At 64.4% G+C, this 21054-nt stretch carries 20 protein-coding genes; 8 read left to right on the forward strand and 12 right to left on the reverse strand.

Annotation, left to right across the window (positions count from 1 at the left end; translation table 11 throughout):
• Positions 1–2 precede the first annotated feature (2 nt).
• From rapZ to G7077_RS13585, 4 genes are read right to left on the reverse strand one after another with little or no spacing between them, the layout of a single operon-like run.
• Positions 3–902 (reverse strand): RNase adapter RapZ, encoded by a 900-nt coding sequence (gene rapZ / locus G7077_RS13570; protein WP_166412171.1) that lies wholly within the window; start codon positions 900–902, stop codon positions 3–5.
• Positions 902–1354: an HPr kinase/phosphorylase gene (locus G7077_RS13575; RefSeq protein WP_166412172.1), complete on the reverse strand. Its 453-nt coding sequence runs from the start codon at positions 1352–1354 to the stop codon at positions 902–904. The genes rapZ and G7077_RS13575 overlap by 1 nt, the downstream gene beginning before the upstream one ends.
• Positions 1351–2922 carry a sensor histidine kinase gene (locus G7077_RS13580; protein ID WP_166412173.1) on the reverse strand — a complete coding sequence of 524 codons (1572 nt, stop codon included), beginning with the start codon at positions 2920–2922 and terminating at the stop codon, positions 1351–1353. Before G7077_RS13580 ends, G7077_RS13575 begins: the two co-directional genes overlap by 4 nt.
• The gene (locus G7077_RS13585; protein WP_166412174.1) at positions 2891–3601 is read right to left on the reverse strand and encodes a response regulator transcription factor; all 711 of its coding nucleotides are present in this window, start codon (positions 3599–3601) and stop codon (positions 2891–2893) included. Before G7077_RS13585 ends, G7077_RS13580 begins: the two co-directional genes overlap by 32 nt.
• Positions 3602–3802: 201 nt before the next feature.
• Here G7077_RS13585 and G7077_RS13590 point away from each other — a divergent pair, with 201 nt between their 5' ends.
• A complete protein-coding gene (locus tag G7077_RS13590) occupies positions 3803–5413 on the forward strand; it encodes a phosphoenolpyruvate carboxykinase (RefSeq protein ID WP_166412175.1) in 1611 nt (536 codons plus the stop codon).
• Between the two features lie 22 nt (positions 5414–5435).
• Here the strand turns inward: G7077_RS13590 and G7077_RS13595 are convergent, their stop codons facing one another.
• Together G7077_RS13595 and G7077_RS13600 are read right to left on the reverse strand one after the other, a co-directional pair.
• On the reverse strand, positions 5436–5891 hold the full coding sequence (locus G7077_RS13595; RefSeq protein ID WP_166412176.1) for an NfeD family protein: 456 nt from the start codon (positions 5889–5891) through the stop codon (positions 5436–5438).
• Positions 5891–6895, reverse strand: coding sequence for an SPFH domain-containing protein (locus tag G7077_RS13600; protein ID WP_166412502.1), 1005 nt, complete (start codon positions 6893–6895; stop codon positions 5891–5893). The genes G7077_RS13595 and G7077_RS13600 overlap by 1 nt, the downstream gene beginning before the upstream one ends.
• Positions 6896–6964: 69 nt before the next feature.
• On the opposite strand from G7077_RS13600, the gene G7077_RS13605 reads away from it, so the two are divergent.
• Genes G7077_RS13605 through G7077_RS13620 form a run of 4 tightly spaced genes read left to right on the forward strand, consistent with a single transcriptional unit; the run spans position 6965 to position 10982 of the window.
• Positions 6965–7750, forward strand: coding sequence for an HpcH/HpaI aldolase/citrate lyase family protein (locus tag G7077_RS13605; protein WP_166412177.1), 786 nt, complete (start codon positions 6965–6967; stop codon positions 7748–7750).
• 39 nt (positions 7751–7789) lie between these two features.
• The gene (gene guaB / locus G7077_RS13610; RefSeq protein ID WP_166412178.1) at positions 7790–9283 is read left to right on the forward strand and encodes an IMP dehydrogenase; all 1494 of its coding nucleotides are present in this window, start codon (positions 7790–7792) and stop codon (positions 9281–9283) included.
• A gap of 3 nt (positions 9284–9286) precedes the next feature.
• Positions 9287–10462, forward strand: a complete 1176-nt coding sequence (locus tag G7077_RS13615) for an RsmB/NOP family class I SAM-dependent RNA methyltransferase (protein ID WP_166412179.1) — start codon at positions 9287–9289, stop codon at positions 10460–10462.
• A gap of 25 nt (positions 10463–10487) precedes the next feature.
• Complete coding sequence (locus G7077_RS13620) at positions 10488–10982, forward strand: tetratricopeptide repeat protein (protein WP_166412180.1); 495 nt, start codon at positions 10488–10490, stop codon at positions 10980–10982.
• Here G7077_RS13620 and rsmA read toward each other — a convergent pair.
• The 4 genes from rsmA to G7077_RS13640 form a co-directional block, all read right to left on the reverse strand.
• Complete coding sequence (gene rsmA / locus G7077_RS13625) at positions 10979–11821, reverse strand: 16S rRNA (adenine(1518)-N(6)/adenine(1519)-N(6))-dimethyltransferase RsmA (RefSeq protein WP_166412181.1); 843 nt, start codon at positions 11819–11821, stop codon at positions 10979–10981. The two genes, G7077_RS13620 and rsmA, sit on opposite strands and share 4 nt — an antisense overlap.
• A complete protein-coding gene (gene pdxA, locus G7077_RS13630; RefSeq protein WP_166412182.1) occupies positions 11791–12795 on the reverse strand; it encodes a 4-hydroxythreonine-4-phosphate dehydrogenase PdxA in 1005 nt (334 codons plus the stop codon). The genes rsmA and pdxA overlap by 31 nt, the downstream gene beginning before the upstream one ends.
• A 10-nt stretch (positions 12796–12805) precedes the next feature.
• The gene (locus G7077_RS13635; protein ID WP_246167231.1) at positions 12806–14155 is read right to left on the reverse strand and encodes a peptidylprolyl isomerase; all 1350 of its coding nucleotides are present in this window, start codon (positions 14153–14155) and stop codon (positions 12806–12808) included.
• 68 nt (positions 14156–14223) lie between these two features.
• Entirely contained in the window at positions 14224–16422 is a 2199-nt protein-coding gene (locus G7077_RS13640) for an LPS-assembly protein LptD (protein ID WP_166412184.1), read from the reverse strand.
• 150 nt (positions 16423–16572) lie between these two features.
• On the opposite strand from G7077_RS13640, the gene G7077_RS13645 reads away from it, so the two are divergent.
• The 3 genes from G7077_RS13645 (at position 16573) to ndk (ending at position 18975) form a co-directional block, all read left to right on the forward strand.
• On the forward strand, positions 16573–18039 hold the full coding sequence (locus tag G7077_RS13645) for a leucyl aminopeptidase (protein ID WP_166412185.1): 1467 nt from the start codon (positions 16573–16575) through the stop codon (positions 18037–18039).
• On the forward strand, positions 18039–18476 hold the full coding sequence (locus G7077_RS13650; protein ID WP_166412186.1) for a DNA polymerase III subunit chi: 438 nt from the start codon (positions 18039–18041) through the stop codon (positions 18474–18476). The genes G7077_RS13645 and G7077_RS13650 overlap by 1 nt, the downstream gene beginning before the upstream one ends.
• Positions 18477–18552: 76 nt before the next feature.
• A complete protein-coding gene (ndk, locus tag G7077_RS13655; RefSeq protein ID WP_166412187.1) occupies positions 18553–18975 on the forward strand; it encodes a nucleoside-diphosphate kinase in 423 nt (140 codons plus the stop codon).
• A gap of 3 nt (positions 18976–18978) precedes the next feature.
• Here ndk and purN read toward each other — a convergent pair whose 3' ends face one another.
• Together purN and purM are read right to left on the reverse strand one after the other, a co-directional pair.
• A complete protein-coding gene (gene purN, locus G7077_RS13660) occupies positions 18979–19944 on the reverse strand; it encodes a phosphoribosylglycinamide formyltransferase (RefSeq protein WP_166412188.1) in 966 nt (321 codons plus the stop codon).
• A complete protein-coding gene (gene purM / locus G7077_RS13665; RefSeq protein WP_166412189.1) occupies positions 19937–21007 on the reverse strand; it encodes a phosphoribosylformylglycinamidine cyclo-ligase in 1071 nt (356 codons plus the stop codon). The genes purN and purM overlap by 8 nt, the downstream gene beginning before the upstream one ends.
• Positions 21008–21054 lie beyond the last annotated feature (47 nt).

The following is a 21054-nucleotide window of genomic DNA, read 5'->3' on the forward strand; positions in this document are numbered from 1 at the left end:
GTTCAACTCGCTTCCACTGGGGACCGCCGGTCGCCCTCGATCGTGTCGCGTGGCGGCGAGGGGAGGTCCCGGTGACGGACGTTCGGGGAAAAACCCGCGCCGCGCAACCGCTCCGCCATCTCCACGGCTGCGGCGACGGACCTGTGCCGTCCCCCCGTGCAGCCGAACGCGACCGTGACGTAATTCTTACCCGCGGCCCAGTAGCGGGGAATCCAGTCGGTGAGAAGCGATTCCAGCCTGTCCACCGTGTCGCTCCAAGCGGGATCGGCAGCGACATAGTCTTGGACTGGGGCATCCTCACCTGTGAGCGGCCGAAGATCGTCTACCCAGTGAGGGTTGGCAAGGAAGCGCAGGTCGAACACCAGGTCTGCGGTGCGGGCAATGCCGCGCGCGAAGCCGAACGACATAAGGGTTAGAACTGGCTGCTCGGCATCGGACCCATAGCGGCGGATCAGTTCTTCACGGAGGTCCGCCGGCGTAAGCTCGGTCGTATCGATGATGCTGTCCGCCGTGTGGCGGAGCGTCGCCGTCGATGCACGCTCCCGGGCGATGCCATCCTCCGCCGGGCGGTCTGGCGCCAACGGATGGCGCCGCCGGGTCGCGGCATAGCGACGAAGCAGTTCGTTGCCCGAGCAATCGATGTAGAGAAGCTCGGTGACGATGTTGGGGATGGCGTGGAGGCTGTCCCGAAGCGTAGCCGGATCGAACCCGCGGCTCCGGACGTCCATACCGATCGCCAGCCGTGCCCCGTCGGCGGCGCCGTCGACGAAACCGGAAACCAGGTTCAGAGGCAAATTGTCCGCGCAGTCCCAGCCGAGATCCTCCAGCACGTCGAGCACCGTCGACTTGCCGGCTCCCGACATGCCGGTAACGAGAAGCAGTCGCGATCGCCGGCGTTCCATCAGAACTTCCGACCGAAATGATCGAGTGCAATGGCGACCTTGGGAGCGGCCGAGGCGGTCCTGGCATCGATCCCGACCAGCGGGATCGCAATGCCAAGAATCGGGCGTTCGCTGCTGTCGTCCGGCATTCGAACGACTTCGCCGGTAAGCTCCACCAGCAGGGCCACGGGAACGTCCGTGGCGTGCGGCATGTCGACGATGCCGAGGCCGCGGATCTCCAGCTTGCCGGCGATGGTGGGCGGGCAAGTTGAGATCAGTCGGTCGCCCTGGCGTTTGACGATGGTCTGGTCGTCGCTGACCAGTGTCCAGCCGCGATCGATCAGCTGCAGCGCCAGGTCCGATTTCCCCGCGCCAGACATTCCGGTGATGAGAACGGCGCGGCCATCCTTTGCAACCGTGCTGGCATGGATCGACTCGGATGAGAGCCGGGCGGCACCGGGCGCGCTGCTCATGGTCGGTCTGCCGCAGGCAGCTTGATAGTGAAGCGAGCGCCTGAAGGCGCGTCATCGCGGTCCTGCACGTCGATCTCCCCGTCATGACCCTCGACAATCGCTCGGGCGATCGCAAGGCCAAGTCCCGAATGGCGTCCGAAGCTGTCGGCGTCAGGCCTCACCGAGTGGAACCGGTTAAAGATCGCTTCCCGGGCGTCGGCGGGGACACCCGGACCCTCATCGTCGATGCGTATGCGCACTTCCTCTCCGACGCGGGAGGCAACAATCTCAACCAGCCCGCCCGGCGGCGAGAAGCTGACGGCATTGTCGACCAGATTGTCGATCGCCCGGGCAAGCCGTTCGGGGCGACCCATCACCACGGCAGTGGAGCGGCGCGGCCGGGCAAAGGCGATCCTGGCATTGCCCTTTTCCCGTCGCACGTCCCAGCTGTTAACCAGTTGTTCGATCAAAGTGCCGAGGTCGACCACTTCGAACGTCGCGCGGGCAAGTTCCGCATCGGTGCGCGCTGCTTCACCGATGTCGCCGATCAGTCGGTCGAGCCGCAGGACATCCTGCTTGGCAACGGCCAGAAGCTGCTGACGAAGTTCCGGCTTTTCCACGCGGTCCAAGCTGTCGAGGGCGGAGCGGAGCGAGGCGATGGGGTTCTTGAGCTCGTGGGTGACGTCGGCCGCGAATGCCTCGATATTGTCGATCCGCTGGCGCAGCGACTGGCTCATGTCCGACACGGCGCGCGCAAGCAGGCCGATCTCGTCGCTGCGGGAGGGCAAGCGCGGAACCTTGACTTCCCGGGCACGCCCCAGCCGAACCCGCTGTGCCGCCAGCGCAAGCCTCCTCAGTGGCCGAACGATGGTTCGTGCAAGAAACAGGGACAAGAGAACGGACAGAAGGATGGAAAGTCCGAGCATCAGCAGCAGGGCGCGCCGCTGCTCCCGAACCGTGCGGGTGAAGTTGCGGTCGTTGGAGGTCGACAAGAGGACATAGCGACCCATTGGCTGCGCCGCGGAGAAGACTGGTGTCAGGTCGGGCGCGTTGCGGATCTGGTCGGCAACTTCGCCGGTCGAGCGGGCGCGCACCGCCTCTGGCCATGCGGTCAGCCGATCATTCACCGGCTCGGCGAAATCCTCATCGGCGATCGCGCCGACCAGGGCGTTGAACCCGCGATCGAGTGCGCGCGCCACGCTTTTGGTCCAGGGTTGCTGTGCGGGGTCACGGAGCGCGTAGGTGGGCCCGGTCGTCTGCCAGCTGTCGGCGACCAGCGCGCCATCGGGGCCGTAGAGGCGAAGCCGGGCCTTGCTCGCTTGTGCAAGCGCGCCGAGCGCTTTCGGGCGCTCACTAGCGGGAACAAGAGTCAGTGCGCGGGCGGCGATCCCGAGTTGCAGGTTGGTCTGCGATTCCCGTTCGTCGCTCAGCTGATTCCGGAATGCATCGAGATAGAGGACGCTGGCGGCGAGCAGCACAAGCGTGAGAACGTTCACCGCGAGGATGCGGTGGGCAAGCGTCCATCGCCCCGACCAGCTTAGGTCGAGTCCCGGATCCTCATTCGTCGTCGAAACGGTATCCGACGCCATACAGGGTCTCGATTGCATCGAATTGCGGGTCGGTCGCACGGAACTTGCGCCTGATCCGCTTGATGTGACTGTCGATCGTGCGGTCGTCGACATAAACGTCGTCCTGGTAGGCGATATCGAGCAACTGATTGCGGCTTTTCACCACGCCAGGCCGCTGGGCAAGCGCTTCAAGGATCAGGAACTCCGTCACCGTCAGGGTGACGTCCTTGCCGCCCCACTTCACCTTGTGACGGGCGGGATCCATGGTCAGCCTGCCCCGCTCAAGCACTTGCTGCTGCGGTTCATCGTCCCCTGCCGAGACTTCGCCTCGCGCGAGATCCTGCCGGCGCAGCAAGGCGCGGATCCGGGCAATCAGCAGACGTTGGGAAAAAGGCTTAGCGATGTAATCGTCGGCGCCCATCGCCAGACCCATCGCTTCGTCCAGTTCGTCGTCCTTGGATGTCAGGAAGATGACCGGCATGGCGCTGATTTCGCGAACCCGGCGGAGCAATTCCATCCCATCCATCCGGGGCATCTTTATATCGAAGACGCCAAGATCGGGAGGGTTGTCGCCGAACGCTTTCAGCGCTGCAGCGCCGTCGGTGTAGACCCGGGTCACGAAACCCTCGCTCTGGAGCGCGATCGACACGGAGGTGAGGATGTTGCGGTCATCGTCGACCAGCGCGATCACCTGGCTCATCGGCTCGCTCCGGTCTGCCCCATCGTGGCGACTTAGCCAGCGGCAGCGGGGCAGACAAGGCCAGCGGCCGACGCCTTGCTATACCACATAACCAATCTATAGGCCTCTACATAGCCTCGATGTTCCTCTAGATGGATGTCCATAGACCTCGATCGAGGGTGGCCGGACGCACGGCCGCAACAAGAAGCTTTGGAGTAGAATGTGGCAAACAGAGTCCCGAATCGCGGCTTGGATGCTCTCGGCATTTCCACCGGCGCGGAAATCCACTGGAACTTGGAAACGGCGCCTTTGGTGGAACGCGCGGTAGCGCGCGGCGAGGGGCAGTTGGCCAAGCATGGTCCGTTGGTGGTCCGCACCGGCAAGCATACCGGTCGAAGCGCGCAGGACCGCTTCGTCGTCCGCAACAGCGTGACCGAAGACAGCGTGTGGTGGGGCAGGTCGAACAAGCCCATGGAGCCGGAGGCCTTCGATCGCTTGCACGAAGATTTCCTCGCGGCGCTTGGCACGAAGGATCAGTTGTTCGTCGCCGATCTTTACGGCGGCTCGCAGCCTGAACATCGCGTCCATGTCCGCGTGGTCAACGAATATGCCTGGCATAATCTGTTCATCCGGACCTTGCTGGTCCGTCCCGATGCGGCCGACCTGCCTGATTTCGATCCCGAATATCTCATCATCGATTTGCCGACCTTCCGTGCCGACCCCGAGCGGCACGGCTGCCGCACGGAAACGGTGATTGCCGTCAATCTGGAGAAGAAGATCATCCTGATCGGCGGCACCGCTTACGCCGGCGAGATGAAGAAGTCGGTGTTCGGCCTCCTCAACTTCATCCTTCCCGAACATGGGATCATGCCGATGCACTGCTCCGCCAACATCGGCGCAGCCGGCGACACGGCGATCTTCTTCGGCCTGTCCGGAACGGGCAAGACGACCTTGTCAGCCGACCCCAAGCGGACGCTGATCGGCGACGACGAACATGGCTGGTCCGACACCGCGGTCTTCAATTTCGAAGGCGGCTGCTACGCCAAGATGATCCGTCTTTCGGAAGAAGCCGAACCCGAGATTTACGCGACCACCAGGCGGTTCGGCACCGTCCTCGAAAATGTCGTCATGGATCCGGACACGCGTGAGCTCGACTTCGACGATGCCAGGCTGGCGGAGAACAGCCGGGGTGCTTACCCGATCGACTTCATCCCAAATTCGTCCGAAGCGAACATGGGGCCTGTCCCACGGAACCTCGTGATGCTGACGGCAGACGCGTTCGGTGTGCTTCCGCCCATCGCGCGCCTGACGCCAGACCAGGCCATGTATCACTTCCTATCCGGCTACACGGCCAAGGTCGCGGGCACCGAGATTGGCGTTACTGAGCCGGAGGCGACCTTCTCCACCTGTTTCGGCGCACCGTTCATGCCTCGCCACCCGTCCGTTTACGGCAACCTGCTGAAGGCGCGGATCGCCGAGGGCGGTGTGTCGTGCTGGCTCGTCAACACTGGCTGGACCGGCGGCAAATATGGCGTCGGCCGCCGGATGCCGATCAAGGTCACCCGCGCGCTTCTCGACGCGGCGCTGGATGGCAGCCTCAACAATGCCGAGTTCCGCAAAGACCCCAACTTCGGCTTCGAAGTGCCGGTGGCGGTTCCGGGTGTCGACCCGACGATCCTCGATCCGCGCCGCACCTGGAGCGATCCCGCCGATTATGATGCGACCGCGGCGAAGCTGGTGGACCTGTTCGTCAGCAACTTCGCGCAGTTCGAAACACACGTCGACGAGGGTGTCCGGTCGGCAGCGCCGTCGGCGACAGCAGCGGCGGCGTAATCGCCGCCCGCGAGCGGGTCACCTAAGTCGAAGGAAGTGTACGCTCGACGTCGATCCTCAGGCAATTGCCGTCGACGCCCGTGATCCGCGCCCGGTCGCCGGGTTGTGCGGGGCCCCCGCGGGCGCTCCATTCGCCGTCGCCTAACCGGACCCGGCCGCCATGGTCGTCCACGGCCTCGATAACCAGGACGGACCGGCCGATCAGACGTGCTGCCGGGTCGTTAAGATGCTTGGCATGATGGTCGACAGCGGCATTGCCGTAGATTCGGCGCCCCGCAGCAACCGCCAAGAGGGCGTAGAGTGCGAATAGGGCGAGCTGCGCGGGCACGCCCAGGCCGAACAATAGGGTAAAGGCGCCGGTCGCGATGGCGGCTGCACCGATGAATACGAGAAAGAAGCCGGGCGCGAGCATCTCCAGCATCAGCAGCAGGATGCCGCCGATCGCCCAGAGCCAGCCCGGCTCAAGCCCGAACGGCATCAGCCTTCGATCCTCGGCAGTCCGGAAATGGTCGGTGGCGCCCCGCGGGAAGCAGTCGCCTCGCGCTTCACCTTGGGTGTCGCCTGCGCGTTGCCGCCTTCGCCGAACACCTCCTTGGCCAGCTCGCCGATGCCTCCGAGCGTTCCCATGAGTTGGGTGGCCTCGACGGGGAACAAGATGGTTTTCGCATTGGGCGAGGTCGCGAACTTGCCGAGCGCCTCGACATATTTCTGGGCGACGAAATAGTTGATCGCCTGACCGCTGCCGCTCTCGATGGCGTCGCTGACCGCCTTCGTCGCCGCGGCTTCCGCCTGGGCAGCACGCTCGCGGGCTTCGGCTTCACGGAAGGCCGCCTCCTTCAGCCCCTCGGCCTGCAGGATTTTTGCCTGCTTTTCACCCTCGGCCCGGAGGATCTCGGACTGACGCATGCCTTCGGACTCGAGGATGGCCGCACGCTTTTCGCGCTCGGCCTTCATCTGCCGGGTCATGGCGTTAACGATGTCGGAGGGCGGGCGGATGTCCTTCAGCTCGACCCGCGTGATCTTCACGCCCCACGCTTCCGTCGCATGGTCGACGACGGCGAGCAGCCGTGCGTTGATCTCGTCACGCTTCGACAACGTTTCATCGAGGTCCATCGAGCCCATGACCGTGCGAAGGTTAGTGGTCGAAAGCGCCATGATCGCCATGTAGAGGTCGCTGACCTCGTAAGCGGCCTTGGCAGCGTCCAGCACCTGGAAGAAGACGACACCGTCCACCGCCACCATGGCGTTATCCTTGGTGATGATCTCCTGGCCCGGAATGTCGAGCACCTGCTCCATCATGTTGATCTTGCGGCCGACGCGGGTGACGAACGGGAAAACGAAGTTGATGCCCGGCTCGGCGACCCGAACGAATCGGCCGAAATGCTCCAGCGTATAGCGGTAGCCCTGATGAACGATCTTGACGCTCATCATGATGAAGAGAACAACAAGCGCAACCAGCGCCAGCATGAATGTCGACAGCATCATCGAATCTCACCCCCCAAGGTGACTGCATGATGCGTCGTCCAGGCCGTAATCGGAAGGGAAATCGGTATGGGTGCTGACCTTCATTCGGTGCGCTCTCTCCTGTTCCTTCCAGCCTCCAATCCGCGCGCGATCGCCAAGGCGCGAACCTTGGCTGCGGATCTCGTGATTCTCGACCTCGAAGATGCGGTGAAGCCGGAGGACAAGGTAACGGCGCGTGCGACGGCGGTTGCGGCGTTGGCCGAGCCCTGGCCCATGCCGGTCGCAATCCGTATCGATGGCGTGCAGGATCTGCAGGCGGTCGCAGCATCGGCAGCGGACATCGTCGTGCTGCCCAAGGTCGAGGAAGCACCCGACACGATGGCGCAGCGTGCCGGCAAGCCCGTGATTGCGATGGTCGAGACCGCCCGTGCTGTCATGAACCTTCGCGAAATCGTCGCCGCAAAGGGCGTAGCCGGCCTCTTGGTCGGCACCAACGATCTTGCGGCGGATCTTCGTCTGCCCGGCTCGTCGCGGCGACAGGCCATGGCGATGGCGCTTCAAAGCGTCGTCTGCGCCGCCCGCTCTGCCGAGCTTCCGGTTTGGGATGGAGTTTTCAACAGACTCGATGACCAGGATGGCTTTGAGGCTGAGTGCCGCGAGGGACGCGCACTTGGTTTCGACGGCAAGAGCTTGATCCACCCAAGTCAGATCGACCCCTGCCATCGCGTCTTTGTGCCCAGCGAAGAAGAGGTGGCCCGCGCAGAGCGGCTGATCGCGGCTGCGACGGGCGGTGCCCAGCGGTTTGAGGATGCGATGATCGAATCCATGCATGTCGATCAGGCCCGGCGCACAGTTGAGCGTGCCCGCCGCTAGGCGTCTTGGCGAATCGCTTCCGGCCTGCCATGGGCCGATATGGCTCAGCTCAACGACACCGCTTCCGCCGCCTGGCCCGACATTCCGTTGGGCCTCACCTTTGACGACGTCCTGTTGCAACCGCGCGAATCCAGCGTCCTGCCGAGCCAGGCCGGTACCCGGACGCAGCTGACCCGCGGCATCCCGCTCAACATCCCAATTCTTTCCTCCGCCATGGATACGGTGACGGAGGCGGACATGGCGATCGCCATGGCGCAGCTCGGCGGCATCGGCGTCCTCCACCGCAACCTGACCGTGGATGAGCAGGCGGCTGCAATCCGCGCCGTGAAGCGCTTCGAAAGCGGCATGGTCGTCAATCCGATCACCATGCGCCCGGACCAGACGCTCGCCGAAGCGCTGGAGCTGATGCAAACCCACCGGATCAGCGGAATTCCAGTTGTCGAGGGTTCCGGCAAGCTGTGCGGTATCCTGACCAACCGCGACGTCCGCTTCGCTGAGAACCCGCGTCAGCCCGTGTCGGAACTGATGACCCGCGATAATCTCGCAACCGTTCCTCTTGGGACGAGCCAGGAAGAAGCGCGCCGTATCCTCCACCAGCGCCGAATCGAGAAATTGCTCGTCGTCGACGAGGCCGATCATTGCGTCGGCCTGATCACCGTCAAGGATATCGAGAAAGCGGTGGCGACGCCGAACGCCACCAAGGACGAGCAAGGTCGCCTTCGGGTTGCCGCCGCCACTACGGTCGGAGACGCCGGTTTCGCCCGGTCCGAAGCCTTAGTTGAGGCAGGCTGCGACTGCATCGTGATCGACACGGCGCACGGCCATAACGTCGACGTCGCACGGGCCGTCGGGCGAGTGAAGGAAGTATCCAACAGCGTTCAGGTGGTCGCCGGCAACATCGCCACAGCCGATGCTGCCAAGGCGCTGATCGACGCCGGTGCCGATGCAGTGAAGGTCGGAATCGGTCCGGGTTCCATCTGCACCACGCGGGTCGTTGCCGGAGTCGGCGTTCCCCAGCTGACCGCGGTTATGGCCGCGGCGCGGGCGGCGCGAGATGCCGGGATCCCCGTTATCGCCGATGGCGGTATTCGTACCAGCGGCGACATCGCCAAGGCGCTCGCGGCGGGTGCGTCGACCGTGATGGTCGGCTCTCTCCTCGCCGGCACCGAAGAGGCGCCTGGCGAGACCTTCCTGTACCAGGGCCGAGCCTACAAGAGCTATCGGGGCATGGGCTCGGTCGGCGCGATGGCGCGCGGCTCGGCCGACCGTTACTTCCAGCAGGACATCAAGGATCATCTCAAGCTGGTGCCCGAGGGCATCGAAGGACAGGTGCCCTACAAGGGCCCGGTCCGCGATATCATCCACCAGCTGGTCGGCGGGGTGAAAGCGGCGATGGGCTACACGGGTTCGGCGACGATTGCCGAGCTTCAGGAGCGTGCACAGTTCGTGCGCATCACCAACGCGGGCCTTTCCGAAAGCCATGTTCACGACGTGACCATCACCCGGGAAGCACCAAATTATCCGACCCGTTAGGTCATGACTCCCGCGGCACGCCTGCAAGCGGCGGTGGAGATTCTGGACGAAGTCATTGCATCCGTGCGTGACAATGGCGCGCCGGCTGATGCGATCGTCACCCGTTACTTCAAGGCACGCCGCTATGCCGGCTCATCCGACCGTCGGGCCGTACGGGAAGTCGTGTTCCGCGCCATTCGCCGGTCGGCCGATTGCCCATCGACTGGGCGCAGCGCGATCCTCGGCCTCGCATCGGAGCAGCCGGACCTGTCGGCACTTTTCGGGCAACCACGCGGGCCGGAGCCACTTAAAGCCGAGGAGGCGATCGCGGCCGCGGGCGTTGTTCCCGATTGGCTGCGCGATGAATTGTCGCCCCTGGTTACAGCTGAGGAGCAGGCCGCATTACTCGACCGCGCTCCCCTCGACCTTCGCGTTAACGCGCTGAAAGGAGCGCGGGACGCGCTGCTTCCCGAGTTCGTGGAGGGGAGCGCAACGCCGCTCAGTCCATGGGGCATCCGACTTCCGGCAGACACGCGAATCGACGATCATCCCGCCTTTCTCGGCGGTGCCGTCGAGGTTCAGGACGAGGGCAGTCAGCTGATCGCGCTTGCATGCGCCGCACGGGACGGCGAGCGGATCGTCGATCTATGTGCCGGTGCAGGCGGCAAGTCGCTCGCGCTGGCGAGTGCGGCGCCACGCGCTGCCATCCTTGCCACCGATAGCAATCGGGCGCGACTCGGGCAGCTGGCGCCGCGCGCCGCGCGGGCCGGAGCAGCCATCGAGACCATGCTGCTCAACCCGCCGCGGGAACTGGATCAGATGGCCGACTGGCGCGGCGCTGCCGACCTGGTGCTGGTCGACGCACCTTGCTCGGGAAGCGGGACATGGCGCCGGAACCCCGAAGGTCGCTGGCGGCTCACGCCCGAGCGGCTATCGCGGTTGATCGAGACCCAGCAACGTTTACTCGCTATTGCCGCCGAGCTCGTCCGGCCGGGTGGCCGGATCGTTTACGCCGTCTGCTCGCTACTCGGCCGCGAGGGGCCTGGGCAAGCCGATGCCTTCCTCAGCCGCCGTTCAGGCTGGGTCGGGCACGACCCGCTGCAGGGCATCGGACGGGCCGACGGACCTGGACGGCTCCTCACTCCGGGCCATGACGGAACGGACGGCTTTTTCATCGCACGGTTCGATTCACCGTGCTAACGTAAGGGGTTCCTTGGAGTTGGCCATGCGCTTCAAACCTCAGATGCTGGTTCTCGGTCTTGCCGCATTCGCGCTCGGGGCGCCGGTCTCGGGGCAGCGCAGCGACGATCAGCTCAACCCGCGTTCGGTCGAGCTTCAGAAGCAGGGCGAGGCGCATTATTCGGCGGGACGCTTCAACGAGGCGACCGACACGCTTGAGACCGCACTTGCGGTCGACCCGCGCAACCGCACGGCCTTTGTCGATCTTGCGCGCGTCGCCACCAAAGAGAAATTGTTCGGCAAGGCCATCCGCCTGACCAACAAGGCGTTGCTGCTCGATCCCAACGACAGCAATGCCCTGTCCGTTCAGGGCGTGGCGATGGTGGAACTCGGCGCCTCGGCCCGCGCCCAGGCGAACCTTCAGAAGCTGAAACAGCTTTGTCCGCAGGGCTGCCCGCAACTCAGCGCTCTGTCGAGCGCGCTGACGCGCGGCCCGACCGTCGCGTCGGCGAAGCAGGCGACGACCACCAAGACGAATTAGGACAAGAGACGCGCGAGCGCGACGAAGTCGCTGACCGCCAACGTTTCCGCCCGCCGTTCCGGGGCAATCCCGCATTGCTCGAGCGCCGCCAGCGCGCCGGGCATCGCCTTCAACGCCGATCGCAGCATCTTGCGTCGTTGCCCGAATGCCGTCTCGGTCAGCTTCGACAAGATCGCCGGGTTCACTCCTTCGGGCTGAGCAGCGGGAGTGATGTGGACCACAGCGGAAGTGATCTTCGGCGGAGGGACGAAGGCGGAGCGATTGACGTTCATCGCAATACGCGCGTGGCATCGCCACTGAGCCGCAATCGACAGACGCCCATAAGCGGGTGTGTCCGGGGCGGCGACGATCCGCTCAGCAACCTCCTTCTGGAACATCAATGTCAGTGACCGCCACCAGGGCGGCCACGAGGCGTCGAGCCATCGCAGCAGCAGTGCGGTTCCGATGTTGTAGGGCAGATTGGCGACCACATGCGCCGGACCGCCCGTCGCCTGCACCTCATCCACCTCAAGCGCATCGGCCTCAACTAGCTGCAGGCCGGAATGGTCGTGCTGAAGCTCGGCCAAAGCTGGGATGCAGCGCCGATCCCGCTCCACCGCCACCACGCGGGCACCTGTATCCAGCAGGGCGCGTGTTAGGCCACCGGGACCTGGACCGACCTCATACACGATGTCCCCAGCCTCAAGCCCGGGGATCGCGGCAATACGGGCGAGCAATTGCCGGTCGAGAAGGAAATTCTGGCCGAGCGCCTTGCTCGCGGAGAGGCCGTGGCGAGCGATAACGTCACGCAGCGGCTCGACAGGGCTGCTCACCGATTGCGGGCCCGATGCTCCGCGCATTCCGCAGCCATCCGGATTGCCGCCGCCATTGCCCGCGGATCAGCCTTGTCCTGCCCCGCAATGTCGAACGCAGTGCCGTGATCGGGGGCCGTCCGCACGATCGGCAGGCCAAGGGTGATGTTGACGCCTTCGTCGAAGTGCAATGCCTTCAAGGGCACCAATGCCTGATCATGGTACATGCACAATGCCGCATCGTAGCGGGCCCGCGCCACCTCGTGGAACAGGGTATCGGCGGGATGAGGACCGGTGACGTGCCAGCCCTCGGCAGTCAGCGCCGCGATTGCGGGCCCGATGACCTCGATTTCCTCACGGCCGAGCGATCCGCCCTCACCGGCGTGGGGGTTGAGCGCGGCGACGGCGAGCTTCGGCTGCTCGATGCCGAAGTTGCGTTGAAGGCCCCGGAGGGTTGCTCGGCCGCGGGACTCGATGAGCCCGCTCGTCAGCTGCTGAGGAACCTGCGACAAGGCAATGTGGGTCGTGACGGTGACCGTCTTCAGCGACGGTCCGGCAAGCATCATCGCAACGTTTGCTGAGGCTACGCCGCAGCGCTCCGCGACAAATTCGGTCTGGCCGGGATGGCTGAAGCCGATGGCGTACAATTGCTCCTTGGCGACCGGGCCGGTGACCACCGCAGCCGCCGAACTGGATCGGGCAAGGCCAACCGCAAGTTCAAGCGCATCGAGGGAGCAATGGGCGCCTGCAACGCTGGGGTGGCCGGGCAGCACATCCTCCGCCGACGGAAGTGCAAGAAGGGGCAAGCCCGTGTCGAACACGTCGGCTGCATGCTGTGGATCGGTGATGATCGCGATCGGCCCGTCCCACACCTTCTCGACCGAGCGGGGATCGCCGATCGCGACAAATGGGGGTAGCTCGAACCGCCCGCGATTATCCCAGCACTTGGCAATCACTTCCGGGCCGATGCCCGCAGGATCGCCAAGCGAGATCGCCAGCGGTGAAGAGCCCAAGCGCGCCATCGCGCCCGCCTTAGCGATATTCGATGATCGCGTCGCGCCGGAGATCGCGAAGGTAGCGCCGGGCACGGAGGTTCACCCGGTCCTCCTTGGTCGCAGCATAAATTTCGTCATAGCTGGGTGCCTGCGCCGCGACTTGGTCGCGACCGCACAGGACGAAGGTGCGAACGCCTTCGTTGAGTGAGCCGAACGGCTGCGTTGCTTGTCCGACTTGCATCGCCAGCATGATGTTCTGCAGCGCGGGTGGAAGATCGCGCATCTTGATCTCGTCGCGCTGCACCAGATCCGCCTTGAAATCCGCCGCGAGCTTGTCGGCGCCCCCGCAGCCGCCGACGTTGCGCGCGGCTGTGCTGAAGCGTTCAACAAGGCCCTGACGCTCGGCCTGGGACGATCCCGGCGCGAAGTTCAATGCTACCTGCTTGAGGCTCAACACCGCGTCGCGAGGGTCGTTGGTCAGAACCTTGCGGGCATCCTGAACAGCGACGATCGAGAAACCGCCGGAGACCGGAATCGGATCGCTGACCTGGCCTGGCTGCAGCTGGCGAAGGGCAGCGGGGAGGGGATCGGGCAGCCGTTCGGGACGAATCCAGCCGAGGTCGCCGCCGACGACGGCCGTCGTTGCCTGGGAATAGTTGCGGGCGAGGCCGGCAAAGGACGCACCCTCGCGAATCTGCTCAACCAGCCGGGCTGCTCCGGCGCTGACCTGATCCCGGTTTACGGAGGTTGCGGGAAGGAAGATCTCGCTGACCTTATATTCGTCCGTGCCCTTGGCAGCCTGAAGACGACTGATGACGGCGTTCACTTCATCCTCGCCAACCGTCACATCGCTTTCGATCTTCTCGTTTAGAAGCCGCTGCCAGGCAATCTCGCCTTCGATCTGCCGCCGCATGGTGCGCAGCGATGAACCGTTCGCGACCAATGTCTTGCCCAGCTGATCGACGGTCTGCTTGTTCTGCTGCGCCACACGCTCGAGCGCGCGATCGATGTCGGCCGGTTTGACCTCGACTTCGGCCTTCTTGGCGTCCTGGATCTGGAGCAGTTCGTCGATCAGGTTGCTCAGGATCTGCTGGCGAAGCGGTCCCACTTCCTCTGCCGGGATACGGCCGCCGTTCGCCATCGCCAGCAGCGCCAGCCGCTGATCGATGTCGGTCTGAGTGATCACCTGTCCGTTGACGATCGCGGTGGCCTTGACGACCGACGGCATGGTCGTGCCGAACAATTGAGGGTTTTGCGGCAGGTTCAGCGTGCTGACGCTGTTCACCGGTGCCGCCGCCTGCTGCGCCATCGCCGTGGTTGCAAGCGCAACGGCCGCGGTGGCGGCTAGCGCAGTCTTGCGCGCCGACGAAATCTTCAAAGCTGCCACTCCAGTTTTCCCTCGCTCTTTCAGCATATTACCTCATGGCGCTTAAGCTGCCGCCGCTGAACCTCAAATTAGCGGCCTAGTCCCTTCAGCCCGAAGCTCAATGAGAAGGTGCTTCCCTTGCGGAAGCTGCCGATCCGCTCATAATCGCGCCGCCACGATACGCCAAGCTGAATGCAATCGTCCTCGTAGAGGATGCCCAGTCGGTTCCGCACCGCCTCGAACCCGTCGGCAAGGGAGAGTGGGTCTTCCTTCTTGCTGCTGAGGTCCACCACCGTCGCACCGAACACGGACCAGTAACGGGCAAATCTGACTCGACCGGCAAGCCTGAGCTCTTCCTTGTCGCGCAAATCCTCGATTGTATCGTCGATGCCGCGGTTCAGGCGAAGATAGCCGATCTGGACATAGGTCTGGTTGGTGCCGGCGGTCAGATCGACCTCGTTGCGGCGAATTGCGAAACTATCCTTGTCGAGCCGGTATCGGTGGCTGAGATCTATAAACCGGCCGTAGCGGATCCGGGTACGGCCAACGATGTCGGACCAGCGGTCGGTAAGGCCCGTGCCTTCCGGAAACAGGCTGGGATCCCGCCTGAGCCGATAGCTTTGCCCGACGACCGCATCGAACGACAGGCGCGAGCGGTCGAGCGCCCACTCAAGCCCGTAGGTAACACGCGATCCGTCTTCCCACCGATCGTAACCCGGGAAGCGATTCAGCGCGAACAGGTTGCTGTCCTCCAGATCGACCGCCCGCGCATCCTCGTTAGGGATGTCGAGGTTGAGCGTCGGCGGCGTCAGGACGAGTTGGACCCGGGGGGTGAGCCGCTGAACGCCACCGAAGGCGGCGCCGACCAGTGGCCAGCGCATGTCCGCCGCAAGTGCGCCGATGCCGCGTGCGTGCCAGCCGCTTTCTCCGCGGTAGAATGAGGGCTCGACGCTGCCGTCCGTATCGGTGTGGTAGAGGTCGCCGCGCGCATAGGCCGTCAGCGTCAATTCCTGCCCCATCGGCGTGTAGCGTCGCAGGTCCCAGCGTGCGCTGGTGAAAGCGCGCTGCGTATCCTGGCCCTCGACACGAAGAATGGAGAGGCTGTTTCCCTGAAGCTCTACCGTCCCGCCGGCAACGTCCTGTAGCCGGAACCGAGCGTCGATCGCAGGCAAGGCGATCGGCATCTGCTTCTGCCGGTCGTCGACGCGCAGCCCCTGAAAGGCCCATCCCGCGATGCTGATGTAGGAGTTGGTGTTAATTCGCTCGGCGTTGACGAAGCTCCGCAAGCGGTCATCGCGGGTGATGTCATAGCGGCGAGTGACGGTCTTGTCGGTCGCAGCGCGGAAAGCACCGGTGATGCTCCATTCCGGCGACAGCTGCGCCCGGCCATTCCCTTCAAGGTAGCCGCGAAAGCCGTGACCTTCATATTCTTCGCTCTGAAGATCGGCGCTTTCGATGTGGCCGTAAGTTCCGAAGCCGCCGATCTGAAATGCGCCGAGCTTGTTCAGCTGCCGATACTTCAGCTCCAGCGCGGGAAGCACGTTGGTGTAGGCGTGCGGGGTGACGGTGAGATCGCGATTAGGAGCGATTCGCCAGTAATATGGGATTGCGATCTCCAGGCCCTTGCGGCTGGAGATGCTGAAGTCAGGCGCGAGGACGCCGCTGGCTCCGCCCGAGCCGCCTCCCGTTGCAACGCTGAAGACCGGGAGCAAAGGCAGGTTCATGCCGAACAGGCGAAGGCGGCCTCCTCGAAAGCGGGTCTGCCCACGCGCCGGATCGTGAATGACCTCCGCGGCCGTGATCGCCCAGCTTGGCGTGCGCGGACAACCGCTCGGCTTCGTCACCGGGCATGGCGAGTAGATCGCGTTCTGGAGCGTAGTGACGTTGCCGGTCCGGGTCCCGCTGGTGGCGGCAATGCGACCGCCGCTTTCGAGCACGACCAGCAAATTCTGGATCGTGCCGTCGCGGAGGCTGTCCGTCAGGTCGACGGTCTCTCCGACGAGCTTGTCGCCCTGCGGATTGGTGACGACCACGTTGCCGCTTGCCTGGACCCGACCGGTAGCGCGGTTCCACGTGACTCGGTCGGCGGCGAGATAGTTGCCGTCGTTCGCCATTCGGACGCGACCGCTTGCCGCGACGATCTCGGCATCCGTGTCATAGCTGACCTCGTCGGCGCTGAAGTCGACGCTTTCCTGCTGGTTAGACGTCACCGGGATGGGCGGCCCTGACACCTGGGCGGCAGCAGGAGCGCACAGCAGCGCCGCAATCGGCAACGCGGTCCACCACATGAACGTATTGCGAGGAGATTGGGTCGACCGCTGAGCTTGCACGAGGGCGGGACTATCGCCTCCAACCCGCAAGCTCAATCCGCTTGGCAATGTCTTTGCGGCGAGGGCCGGCCTGTCTAAAGAGCGACCAACCTTCAGATAGGATGTTGCATGCTGATTGAATTCTCCGCCGCGCGCCCAGAGGGCAAGTACGCCCTCGTCGTTCCCGTCGCCGGCAAGGACCTGTCGCCGCTGAATGGCCTGAGCGATTCCGATCGGGCCAAGGCCGCGCTTCCGCTCCACCGCTTTGAAGGCGAAAGCGGCAGCTCGGTCGAGCTGTTCACCGACGATGGCGGGCAGCCGAGACGCCTGCTCGTCGTCGGAACCGGGATTGGTCCGGTCGAGGGTGATGGCGCGGAGAAGCTTGGCGGGAGCGCGGTCGCAAAGCTGCTGACATCGGGCGAAACCCACGCCGTAATCGACCTCACCGGACAGAACTTTTCCGCCGACGCAACGGCACGCGTTGCCCTGGCCGCGGCGCTCCGTTCATGGCGGCACGATCAGTATCGTACCAAGCTGAAGGACAATCAGAAGCCGACGCTGGAAAAGATCACCTTGGTTGGCGCAGCGGACGAGGCGAGACAAAGGTTTGAGAGCCGTTATGCGCCGCTGGTGGAAGGCATCCGCCTTACGCGCGAGCTGGTTACGGAACCGGCCAACATCATCTATCCAGAAACCTTCGTCGACCGCTGCCGCCACCTTTCCGAGCTCGGGATCGAGATCGAGGTGTTGGACGGCGCCCAGATGGCCGAGCACGGCATGGGCGCCTTGCTGGGCGTCGCGCAAGGATCGGTCCGCGATCCGCGCCTGCTGATCATGCGCTGGAACGGCGGCATGGCCGGGCAGCCGCCGGTCGCCTTCGTCGGCAAGGGCGTGACCTTCGATACCGGCGGCATCTCCATCAAGCCGGCCGCCGGCATGGAAGCCATGAAGTGGGACATGGGCGGCGCGGGCGCCGTGGCCGGCGCGATGAAGGCGCTGGCTCTGCGCAAAGCCAAGGCCAACATCGTCGGCATCTGCGGGCTGGTCGAGAATATGCCCTCCGGCAACGCCCAGCGCCCCGGCGACGTGGTCACGACCATGTCCGGCCAGACGGTGGAAGTGATCAATACCGACGCCGAAGGCCGCCTCGTGCTCGCCGATGCGATCACCTATGTGCAGCAGGTCGCGAGGCCCAAGACCATCATCGACTTAGCAACGCTCACGGGCGCGATCATCGTCAGTCTTGGTCACGAATATGCCGGCCTGTTCACGCCGGACGACAAGCTCGCGTCCGAACTGACCCAAGCAGGGCAGGCTGTGGGCGAAAAATTGTGGCGGCAGCCGCTGCACGACAGCTTCGACCGGCTGATCGATTCCCCGATCGCCGACATCAAGAATGTCGGACCGCGCGAGGGCGGATCGATCACCGCCGCGCAGTTCATCAAGCGCTTCGTCGACGACGGCGTCCGCTGGGCGCACCTCGACATTGCCGGCACCGTTTGGGCCGACAAGCCCGCCGCCACCTACGACAAGGGTGCGACTGGCTTCGGCGTGCGCTTGCTGGACCAGTTCGTCGCGGACCAGCTCGAAGGCTGATGCAGGTCGACTTCTACCAGCTCGAGGGGATGCCGCTCGAACAGGTAATTGCGACCTTGGCCGAAAAGGTGCTGGCCAGCGGTGGTCGGCTGCTCGTGGTGGCCGGCGACGAGGCACTGCTCGGCAAGCTGAACCGGCTGCTGTGGGATGCGGGGCCGACGAGCTTTCTCGCCCACGGCTTGGCGGGAGGTGCCGATGATGCGCGCCAGCCGATCCTTCTCAGCACCTCGGAAGATGCGCCCAACTTGGCGCGTAACATCCTGATTGCAGACGGTGAGTGGCGCGATGCGGCATTGACCTTCGATCGTGCTTTCCACTTGTTCGACGGCACCACGGTCGAGCAGGCGCGCCTCGCCTGGAAGCTGCTGGCGGGCAGGGAAGGGGTGGAACGCCGCTACTGGCGGCAGGAAGGCGGGCGTTGGACGCAGGCGGCCTGACACTTGCGGCCCGCGCGCTCCGCCGCTAGGCGCTGCCGCAACTTTCCACCACCTACAAGCAGGAGACCGCTCGGCTATGGCGACCGAACGCACCTTTTCGATCATCAAGCCCGATGCCACCCGCCGCAACCTCACCGGTGCCGTCACGAAAATGCTGGAAGACGGCGGTCTTCGTGTTGTCGCGTCCAAGCGTATTCACATGACGCGCGAGCAGGCTGAAGGCTTCTACGGCGTTCATCGCGAGCGTCCGTTCTTCAACGACCTGTGCACCTTCATGACCAGCGGCCCGGTGGTCGTTCAGGTCCTGGAAGGCGAGAATGCCGTCGCCCGCAACCGCGAGATCATGGGCGCCACCAACCCCGAAAATGCCGACGAAGGCACCATCCGCAAGGTTCACGCGGAATCTATCGAGGCCAATTCGGTCCACGGCTCCGACAGCCTCGAAAATGCCAAGATCGAGATCGACTATTTCTTCAAGCCGGAAGAAATCGTCGGCTAATCGCTAGAACGTCTCCGCCGCGCGCATCAATTTGGTGAGGCGCGGCGGAGCGACGATGCTCCAGCTGCGCCGAAGCCATTCGGCGACATGGTCCCAGTCGACATTCTGCCGGTCGAGGCGAATGCCGATCCAGTCGGACGGACCATAGTAGGCCGGCCGAAAGTAGATGTCCGGCTCGCTCTCGGTGAGATGGGCCATCTCGTCCTGCCCACCGCATTTTACCAGCACGCCGATGCTGTCCTCGCCATGGTGGCGATCCCACATGATCGCAAAGAACTTGCCGCTGCTCTCGCTGCCGACGCGCCAGGCTGGAGAACCGTGGCTGGTCTTTGAGCGCGTCTCCGGAAGTTCCAAGGCTAGCTCGCCGACCTTCTGCTCGATCCATGATGGGTCGAGTTCCCGTGATACGTACCCGGCGAGTGCGCGGGGGTAGAGCTGGTGCTCGGCAATCAGCACGCGTGCCGCCAGCGTCTCGGCACTGTCGTCCGGCAGAACCGCCACTTCCGTCTGCGCGAGGATGGGGCCGTCGTCCAGCTCGGGCGTCACGATATGCACGGAGCAGCCCGCGACCCTGTCACCGGCGTCGAGCGCCTTTTGGTGAGTATCTAGGCCCTTGTACTTGGGCAGCAGGGATGGGTGGATGTTGAGGATGCGGTTGGTCCACTTGCCGACGAAATCCGCGGGCAAAATCCGCATGAATCCAGCCAGTGCTATATAGTCAGCTCCTGCTTCCCTGAGCTTGTCGTCCAGCTGCCCAAAGAATGCTTCGCGGCCCAGCTCCTTGGCCGACAGTCGGAGCACGGGAACACCCTCCGCCTCCGCCAGAAGTAGCCCGGGCGCCTGGGGCTTGTCGCCACTGACCAATGCGATCCGAAAGGGACAGTCGGCGGCTTTGGCAGCATAGAGCAGCGCAGCCATGTTGGACCCGCGCCCTGAGAGCAGAACGGCGACCTTGGCGCGATCAGCCATGAAGGTGGGTCGCGCTCCAGGCCTCACCGCTGCCCCAGCTGCCGGCCGCGCCGCTGACCGTGCAGCCACGCTCACCGGCTTCTACCCGGCCGATACGGAAGACCTGCTCCCCTGCAGCTTGGAGAGCGGCGGTGACCATGTCGGCATTCTGTGACGGCACGATCGCGACCATGCCGATCCCGCAGTTAAAGGTTCGCGCCATTTCACCCGCTGCGATGGATCCGCCCTCCTGGAGCTGCGCGAAGAGCGATGGGAGCGTCCAGCTTCCTGTGTCGATTGCAGCATGGCAGCCGTCCTTCAGCACCCGTGGCACGTTCTCGAGCAGGCCGCCGCCGGTGATGTGCGCCAGGCCGTGAACCTGTCCCGCCTTCACCAGCGGAAGCAAAGACCGCACATAGATGCGCGTCGGGGTCAGCAACGCCCGGCCGAGGTCGCCTTCGACGCTCCAACCGCAGTCCGCAATGATCCGGCGCACGAGCGAAAAGCCGTTGCTGTGCACACCATTGCTTGCCAGGCCGAGGATGACGTCACCAACGGCCACCGCACTTCCCGTAAGAACCTTGTCCCGGTCAACCGCCCCCACGCAGAAACCGGCAAGGTCATAGTCGCCGCCGCTGTACATGCCCGGCATTTCCGCCGTTTCACCGCCGATCAGCGCGCAGCCAGCCTGCCGGCATCCTTCTGCGATGGAAGCGACAACCGCGGCCGCAACCTGCTGGTCCAGCTTTCCGGTCGCGTAATAATCGAGGAAGAAGAGCGGCTCTGCACCCTGGACGATAAGGTCGTTGGCGCACATGGCGACGAGGTCGATCCCGACACCATCGTGCTGGCCTAGGTCGATGGCGAGCTTCAGTTTTGTCCCAACGCCGTCGTTCGCGGCGACCAGCAGCGGATCGGAATAGCCGGCCGCTCGAAGATCGAACAAACCGCCAAAGCCGCCTAGTTCGACCTCGGCGCCGGGGCGGGAGGTTGAGCGGGCGATCGGCGCAATGGCCTTCACCAAGGCATTGCCGGCATCGATGGAGACGCCGGCATCGGCATAAGTGAGTGGCTTTTGGCTCATTAACAGGCGCCACTAGAGACAAGCCGCTTGGATTTCCACGCTATTGT

It is taken from the genome of Sphingomonas piscis, from assembly GCF_011300455.1.
Lineage (GTDB): Bacteria > Pseudomonadota > Alphaproteobacteria > Sphingomonadales > Sphingomonadaceae > Sphingomicrobium > Sphingomicrobium piscis.

Excerpts from the sequence above, each read along its gene's own strand:
- G7077_RS13615 (WP_166412179.1), top strand. The coding sequence starts at position 9,287 with ATGACTCCCGCGGCACGCCTGCAAGCGGCGGTGGAGATTCTGGACGAA.
- ndk (WP_166412187.1), top strand. The coding sequence starts at position 18,553 with ATGGCGACCGAACGCACCTTTTCGATCATCAAGCCCGATGCCACCCGC.
- purM (WP_166412189.1), bottom strand. The coding sequence starts at position 21,007 with ATGAGCCAAAAGCCACTCACTTATGCCGATGCCGGCGTCTCCATCGAT.
- G7077_RS13605 (WP_166412177.1), top strand. The coding sequence starts at position 6,965 with ATGGGTGCTGACCTTCATTCGGTGCGCTCTCTCCTGTTCCTTCCAGCC.
- G7077_RS13650 (WP_166412186.1), top strand. The coding sequence starts at position 18,039 with ATGCAGGTCGACTTCTACCAGCTCGAGGGGATGCCGCTCGAACAGGTA.
- G7077_RS13620 (WP_166412180.1), top strand. The coding sequence starts at position 10,488 with ATGCGCTTCAAACCTCAGATGCTGGTTCTCGGTCTTGCCGCATTCGCG.
- G7077_RS13575 (WP_166412172.1), bottom strand. The coding sequence starts at position 1,354 with ATGAGCAGCGCGCCCGGTGCCGCCCGGCTCTCATCCGAGTCGATCCAT.
- guaB (WP_166412178.1), top strand. The coding sequence starts at position 7,790 with ATGGCTCAGCTCAACGACACCGCTTCCGCCGCCTGGCCCGACATTCCG.
- G7077_RS13585 (WP_166412174.1), bottom strand. The coding sequence starts at position 3,601 with ATGAGCCAGGTGATCGCGCTGGTCGACGATGACCGCAACATCCTCACC.
- rapZ (WP_166412171.1), bottom strand. The coding sequence starts at position 902 with ATGGAACGCCGGCGATCGCGACTGCTTCTCGTTACCGGCATGTCGGGA.
- G7077_RS13600 (WP_166412502.1), bottom strand. The coding sequence starts at position 6,895 with ATGCTGTCGACATTCATGCTGGCGCTGGTTGCGCTTGTTGTTCTCTTC.
- G7077_RS13595 (WP_166412176.1), bottom strand. The coding sequence starts at position 5,891 with ATGCCGTTCGGGCTTGAGCCGGGCTGGCTCTGGGCGATCGGCGGCATC.
- pdxA (WP_166412182.1), bottom strand. The coding sequence starts at position 12,795 with ATGGCGCGCTTGGGCTCTTCACCGCTGGCGATCTCGCTTGGCGATCCT.
- G7077_RS13580 (WP_166412173.1), bottom strand. The coding sequence starts at position 2,922 with ATGGCGTCGGATACCGTTTCGACGACGAATGAGGATCCGGGACTCGAC.
- rsmA (WP_166412181.1), bottom strand. The coding sequence starts at position 11,821 with ATGCGCGGAGCATCGGGCCCGCAATCGGTGAGCAGCCCTGTCGAGCCG.
- G7077_RS13645 (WP_166412185.1), top strand. The coding sequence starts at position 16,573 with ATGCTGATTGAATTCTCCGCCGCGCGCCCAGAGGGCAAGTACGCCCTC.
- purN (WP_166412188.1), bottom strand. The coding sequence starts at position 19,944 with ATGGCTGATCGCGCCAAGGTCGCCGTTCTGCTCTCAGGGCGCGGGTCC.
- G7077_RS13640 (WP_166412184.1), bottom strand. The coding sequence starts at position 16,422 with ATGTGGTGGACCGCGTTGCCGATTGCGGCGCTGCTGTGCGCTCCTGCT.